Annotated in this window: 6 protein-coding genes; 4 read left to right on the top strand and 2 right to left on the bottom strand. The window is 71.3% G+C overall.

The window, feature by feature from the left end; genetic code table 11:
- The 4 genes from G6023_RS07990 to G6023_RS07975 all read left to right on the top strand — a co-directional run.
- On the top strand, positions 1 to 1,375 hold a 1,375-nt coding region (locus G6023_RS07990), incomplete at its 5' end, for an AAA family ATPase (RefSeq protein ID WP_182634883.1).
- Positions 1,376 to 1,431: 56 nt separating this feature from the next.
- Positions 1,432 to 2,781 (top strand): McrC family protein, encoded by a 1,350-nt coding sequence (locus tag G6023_RS07985; RefSeq protein WP_347570746.1) that lies wholly within the window; start codon positions 1,432 to 1,434, stop codon positions 2,779 to 2,781.
- Positions 2,778 to 4,019: an SGNH/GDSL hydrolase family protein gene (locus G6023_RS07980; protein WP_182634880.1), complete on the top strand. Its 1,242-nt coding sequence runs from the start codon at positions 2,778 to 2,780 to the stop codon at positions 4,017 to 4,019. Before G6023_RS07985 ends, G6023_RS07980 begins: the two co-directional genes overlap by 4 nt.
- Before the next feature lie 41 nt (positions 4,020 to 4,060).
- On the top strand, positions 4,061 to 5,281 hold the full coding sequence (locus G6023_RS07975; RefSeq protein ID WP_069389598.1) for an acetyl-CoA C-acetyltransferase: 1,221 nt from the start codon (positions 4,061 to 4,063) through the stop codon (positions 5,279 to 5,281).
- 292 nt (positions 5,282 to 5,573) lie between these two features.
- Here the strand turns inward: G6023_RS07975 and G6023_RS07970 are convergent, their stop codons facing one another.
- Complete coding sequence (locus tag G6023_RS07970) at positions 5,574 to 6,437, bottom strand: Bax inhibitor-1/YccA family protein (protein WP_069389597.1); 864 nt, start codon at positions 6,435 to 6,437, stop codon at positions 5,574 to 5,576.
- 220 nt (positions 6,438 to 6,657) lie between these two features.
- Positions 6,658 to 6,804 (bottom strand): excalibur calcium-binding domain-containing protein (locus G6023_RS07965; protein ID WP_182634878.1); only part of this gene is annotated, 147 nt, incomplete at its 5' end.

Below are 6,804 nucleotides of genomic sequence, written 5' to 3'. Positions count from 1 at the left end.
CGGCCGCGGCGGCGTCGGCCAGGCCGGCCAGTGGGTCGCCCAGAACCGCATCGCGCTGCCCGCCTCGCACCTGCCGCGGATCCCCGCGCACGCCAGCCGGCTCGAGGTGTCCCAGGCCGTCGAGCAGGGCTACCCGCACCTGGACTACCAGGCCCGGTTCCAGCTCACCGCCGAACTGCACACCTTCCTGTCCCGGATGAACCCGCAGGACGTGGTGGCCACGGTCGCCGACGCCAAACTGCATCTGGGCACCCTCACCGACGACCTCGGCTACGTCGACGACGGCGGACAGCAACTCGAGCGCTCGGTGCTGTGGAGCACCGTCACCCTCGACCTGGAGACCCTGCCCAGTCCTCTGTCCGAGCTGATCGGCGAGCCCGGCACGGTCGTCGACCTCACCGACGGCCTGGACGCGATGCTCTCGGCGATGCACCCCGGGCGCCACTCCGCGGAGTCGCAGGTCGCCGAGGCGCCCGCGGCCGGGGCGGTGCCGACCCTGCCCGAGGTCACCGACGAGCTGGCCGACGGCCTGCACATGCCCCGCGAGGAGCTGCAGGAGATCGTCGACACCCTGCAGCAGCGTCAGCAGATCGTGTTCTACGGCCCGCCCGGCACCGGCAAGACCTACCTCGCCCAGGAACTGGCCCGCTTCCTCGCCGGCCCCGACGACCCCAGCCGGGTCCAGCTGGTGCAGTTCCACCCCAGCTACGCCTACGAGGACTTCTTCGAGGGCTACCGGCCCACGCTCACCGAGTCGGGGCAGCCCGGTTTCGCTCTCCAGGCCGGGCCGCTGCGGCGCCAGGCCGCGCGGGCGACCTCGGAGTCGGGTCGCGAACACCCGAGCTTCCTCATCATCGACGAGATGAACCGCGCCGACCTGGCCCGCGTGTTCGGCGAGATGTACTTCCTGCTGGAGTACCGGGACCGGACCGTGCTGCCGCAGTACTCCCCCGACACCTCGTTCCGGCTGCCGCGCAACCTGTTCATCATCGGCACCATGAACACCGCCGACCGGTCGATCGCCATGGTCGACGCCGCCATCCGCCGACGCTTCGCGTTCATGGAACTGCACCCCGACACCCCGCCGGTGGCCGGCGTGCTGCGACGCCACCTCGAGGCGCGCGGCGTGACGACCGAGCCCGCGGAGCTGCTCGAGGCGCTCAACTCCGAGATCGACGACTCCGACCGCGACCTGCGGATCGGGCCGTCGTACTTCATGAAGGACCAGGCCACCGAGCCGGGCGGCCTCGAGGCCATCTGGCGGTTCGACCTCCTCCCGCTGCTCGAGGAGCACTACTACGGGCGGCTCACCCGCGCCGAGGTGCACGAGCGGTTCGGCCTCGCGGCACTGCGCCGCAAGATCGGGCGGGCGTGACCGCAACTCCGACTCGCGCCGGCGCGCCGGCGTCGGCACAGTCGCCGGCGTCGCCGGTGGCGCTCGAGTTCGACGAGTTCGACCGCCGTGGCCGACTCGTCAACCTGAGCTGGGAGGGTGCGCAGCACCTGTCGCAGACCGGCCTCGTGGAGGTGCTGCCCGCCGGCCGCGACACGTGGCGGCTCATCCCCTGCGGCGCGGTCGGTTCGGTCCGCGTCGAAGGTCTGTCGGTGCGGGTCATGCCCGCCGCCAGCCTCGGCCTGACGCAGTTGTTCTTCCTGCTCGACCACGCGGCCGACGACCCCTTCCTGTCCTCATCGGTGCAGGCCAGGGACGACGACGAGCTGTGGACCTCCGTCGCCGAGTCCATGGCCCGGTTGGCGCACCGGGCCCTGTCCGCCGGACTGCTGCGCGGGTACCGCAGGGTCGACGAGGCGCTGACCACCGTGCGCGGGCGGATCCGACTGGGTGACCAGATCCGCCGCCACCCGGGCATGACCATCCCGCTCGAGGTCACCTACTCCGAGTTCACCCCGGACATCGCAGAGAACCGCATCCTGCGCACGGCCGCCCACCGCCTGCAGTTCCTTCCCGAGCTGCCCGATTCCACCCGCCGCCGGCTGGCGATGGTCGACGCCCGCCTGTCGGACGCCACGCTCATCGGCCAGGGCGCGCCCGTGCCGGCGTGGACGCCCAGCAGGCTCAACGCCCGCTACCAGGACGCGCTCGCGTTGGCGGACCGCATCGTGCGGCGGATCTCGGTGGAGGTCGAGGACGGTCACGCCGCGTCGGCCGCCTTCGTCACCGAGATGCCTGCACTGTTCGAACGCTTCGTGGAGGCCGAGCTGACCGCCGCCCTCGACGGCCGGGGTGGTCGGCTGCTGCAGAACCCCGTCGTCAACCTGGACTCCGGTGCCGAGGCGGACGACGCGCCGTCGGGTCGTCACAGCGCGCCGTCCGACGACGGTGACCACATCTCCGTGCGCACGGGGTTGGTGTACGAGGTCGACGGCGAGCCCGTCACCACGTTCGTCCCGACCTATCCCACGGACCGCCGGGCCCGCGCCGCCGAGCACTACCGACTGTTGGCCGCCTGCACCGCGCTCGGGGTGGACCGCGCGTACCTCGTCTACCCGGCCCAGCGGCGCGACGATTCCCCCCAGCCCCGACGGATCGTCCACACCGACATCTCGATCGTGGAGTACCCGATCGACCTCTCCCGCGGGCCGGCCGAGAGCAGGAGGGCTATCGTCGAGTTGGCCCAGCATGCCCGTGAGCTGGCCGCTCCGTCCGCCGCACGGCACCGGACGGGCTCACGCCACGACGCCGGGGCCCACCACAGCGCCGGGGCCCACCACAGCGCAGAGTCCCGCGCAAACCCAGAGGGGAGACGACACGCCCGATGACGGACGCCGACGACGCCTCCCGACGCCTCTGGATGAGCCTCGGGCTGGCAGCCGTGGGCACGGTGGGGGCGTACCGCGGCGCGCAGGAGGTACTCACGCAGCAGGCCCGGATCGCGCGCCGGGTGATCCCCAAGCCGACGTCGCGGCCCTACTCCGGCGACGGGCTCTACCGGCCCGGGGCCCGGTCACCCGAACCGTGGCGACCCGGAATGACGTGCGACGTACACATGATGATCTTCGGCGACTCGCTCGCCGCCGGCCTCGGCGCCGATTCCCCCGACGAGTTGCCCGGCGTGCTGCTGGCGCGCGGCCTGGCCGAAGAGTCCGGCTGGGACGTGCGGCTGAGCATCAAGGCGATCGTCGGCGCCACCTCCAAGGGACTGCCCGGGCAGATCGAGGCGATGCAGATCGCGCACGGCGACCCCGACATCTCGGTGATCCTCGTCGGCGGCAACGACATCACCTCCCGCAACGCGATCGGTCCCTCGGCGCGGCGAGTAGGTGACGCGGTGCGGGCGCTCCGGGAGAACGGTTCGCACGTCGTGGTGGGCACCTGCCCCGACCTGAGCATCATCAAGCCGGTCCCCCAGCCGTTGCGATCGGTCATGTCCGGCCTGAGCCGACGCCTGGCCGGCGCGCAAGCCGTGCAGGCCCGCAAGGCCGGCGGCGTCCCCGTCTCCCTGGCGGAGACCCTCGCGCCCGAGTTCCACCGTCGTGGCGAGAGCTTGTTCTCGCCCGACCGGTTCCATCCCAACTCGGCCGGGTACGAACTCGCCGCCGGCCTGCTGCTGCCCGCCGTGTGTGTGGCGCTGGGCGTGTGGGAGGACGTGCCCGAGGAGCAGCTACCGCACGACGCCGAGGAGGCCGCCGCCTCACTGGAGTCCGCCGAAAGCGCCGCCGACCTCGCCGACTCCGACGACACTGCCGAGGCCGGCGCGCCCGCCGACACTACCGACGCTGCCGGCACCGGTGCGCCCGCCGAGACTGCCGACACCGGCGCGCCCGTCGAGCACCGCGAGTCCGTGGTGGCCCGGCTGACCAAGCGCCTGACCGACTTCGTCCGCACTCACGAGGATGCGGACGACGGTGACCGGAACACGTTCCTGCATAATGAGGACGTGGACGGTGACCCCGAGAGCACGGGCGAGGCCCGTGAGGCCGCGGACACCCTCCGACGCCGCAGCCGGATCCTGACACCGGCCCGCTCGACGCGGGACGACCCGGATCCCCAGGACTGACCCGACCACACCAGTACTCACCCGCAACGAAGGAGCTTTCCATGCCGGAAGCCGTGATCGTCTCGTACGCCCGTTCCCCCATCGGGCGCGCCAACAAGGGTTCCCTCGTGGGCATCCGCTCCGACGACCTCACCGCCCAGATGGTCAAGGCCGCGCTGGACAAGATCCCCGCGCTCGACCCCACCGAGATCGACGACCTCATGCTGGGCTGCGGCCTGCCGGGCGGCGAGCAGGGCTTCAACATGGGCCGTGTCGTCTCCGTGCTCGCCGGCCTGGACACCGTCCCGGGCACCACCGTGAACCGCTACTGCTCCTCCTCGCTGCAGACCACCCGTATGGCGCTGCACGCGATCAAGGCCGGCGAGGGTGACGTGTTCATCTCCGCCGGTGTGGAGACCGTCTCCAACTTCTCCAAGGGCACCGCCGACCACTGGCCGGACACACACAACCCGATCTTCGCCGACGCCGAGGCCCGCACCGCCACGCGTGCAGAGGGCGGCGCCGAGACCTGGACCGACCCGCGGGTGAACGGCCAGCTCCCCGACGTCTACATCCCCATGGGCCAGACCGCCGAGAACGTCGCCCAGATGACCGGCATCACCCGCGAGGACCAGGACCACTGGGGCGTGCGCTCGCACTCCCGCGCCCTCGACGCGATCGAGCGTGGCCACTTCGCCAACGAGATCGCCCCGGTCACCATGCCCGACGGCACCGTCGTCTCCACCGACGACGGCCCGCGCGCCGGCACGACCTACGAGAAGGTCTCGCAGCTCAACCCGGTCTTCCGCCCCGATGGCACCATCACCGCCGGCAACTGCTGCCCGCTCAACGACGGTGCCGCCGCCCTGGTGATCATGTCCGACACCAAGGCCAAGGAGCTGGGCCTGACCCCGCTCGCGCGCGTCGTCTCCACCGGCGTGTCCGGCCTGTCGCCCGAGATCATGGGCCTGGGGCCGATCGAGGCCGTCAAGAACGCCCTGCGGATCGCCGGCAAGTCGATCTCCGACATCGACTTGTTCGAGATCAACGAGGCGTTCGCCGTGCAGGTGCTCGGCTCGGCCCGCGAGCTCGGCATCGAGGAGGACAAGCTCAACATCAACGGCGGTGCCATCGCGCTCGGCCACCCCTTCGGTATGACGGGCGCCCGCATCACCGCGTCGCTGCTCAACAACCTGCAGGCCGAGGACAAGCAGTTCGGCGTCGAGACCATGTGTGTCGGCGGCGGCCAGGGCATGGCGATGGTGCTCGAGCGCCTCAGCTGATCCCATCCGGCGCGGCCTGAGCCCGCGCCACCCCGCGGCACTGCGAGCGCCCCGGGCACGCTTCTCTCGAGGAAGTGTGCCCGGGGCGCTCTCGTCGTTGGTCCTGCAGCCGGCTACCCCGGCGGCGCCCGCGGGGTGTACGAGGCGGGCCGGGCACGCCGGCCGCTGCCGGAACCCCATCGCCGCCACACCCGAAATGCCGACGACCCCGGCTCCCCTCGCGGGGGGCCGGGGCCGTGGGATTCGCCGGAACCTGACCTGATCAGTCAGGCAGCGCTACTGTTCGGGCCGGTCAGTCGCGGAAGTAGCTCATCAGGCGGAGGATCTCGACGTACAGCCACACCAGGGTGACCGTGAGGCCGAGCGCGACGCCCCACGCCATCTTGGACGGGGCACCGGCGCGCACGAGGCGGTCGGCGTTGTCGAAGTCCATCAGGAAGCTGAACGCGGCCAGGCCGATGCACAGGAGGGAGAAGCCGATCGCGATCGGGCCGCCGTCGTAGAGCGGGTTGGTGCCGGTGAACAGGCTCAGCACGATGCTGCCCAGGGCCGCGAACAGCACGCCGACGATCGCGGCGGACATGAAGCGGGTGAACTTGGGCGTCACGCGCACGGCGCCGGTCTTGTAGACGAACAGCATGCCCACGAAGACGCCGATGGTGCCGAGGATCGCGGCACCCACCGCGCCGAGGACGCCGCCGGTCCCCTGCAGGTCGATGGTGAACAGGTACGTCGCCGCGCCGACGAACAGCCCCTCGAGGGCGCCGTAGGTCAGGGTGACGGGCGCGGAGTCCATCTTGCGCGCGAAGGTGGCGATCAGAACGGTGATCAGGCCGCCGATGCCGCCGACCAGGATGAACGGGAACAGCAGCCCCGGGTTCATCGTGATCAGGTAGAAGGAGATCGTGCCGACGATGGCGAGCAGACCGAGGGTCGTGCCGGTCTTCGCGACCACATCATCGATCGTCATGGGCCGCGTGTCGGCGGCGAACTGCGGGTGCGCCTGCGGGGCACCGTAACCGGCCTGGGCACCGAAGCCCTGCTGGCCGTACTGGCCCTGCTGGAAGGCGCCACGGCCGGCACCACCGAGGTGGGTGGCGCCGCGGGCACTGTCCGTGGACAGTGAACTGAAGACCGGGTTGCTGCTGGTGCGCATCGAGGTCCCTTCGGAATTGTCGGGGAAGGTCGTTGGTCGAGAGTCCCCGCCGGGTCACCGACGAATCACTCGTACATGTGCAACGCGCGGGCTCACCTGTGTGTTCCCGGCGCCGATACACATCTTGCCCGATCCGTTCGCCCGGCCCGGAACGACTCACGGGAACGACGACGACGAGGATTTCAGCGCCGAGCGATCCTGCGGTCCCCGGCGCCGCGGATCATTCGCAGGCGACACCGTCGTTGTCGCGGTCCAGTTTCGAGGCGTACCCCGGCTGCCCGCGGTACAGCGGCGCGACGCCGGCGGCCCGGGCCGCCGAGCAGTTGGCGTAGGACGCCGCCTGCGGGACCGGCTCGGCGACCGGGGC

The organism is Dietzia sp. DQ11-71, from assembly GCF_014144995.1.
Taxonomy (GTDB): domain Bacteria; phylum Actinomycetota; class Actinomycetes; order Mycobacteriales; family Mycobacteriaceae; genus Dietzia; species Dietzia kunjamensis.
This window is presented reverse-complemented; position numbering and strand designations above follow the sequence as displayed.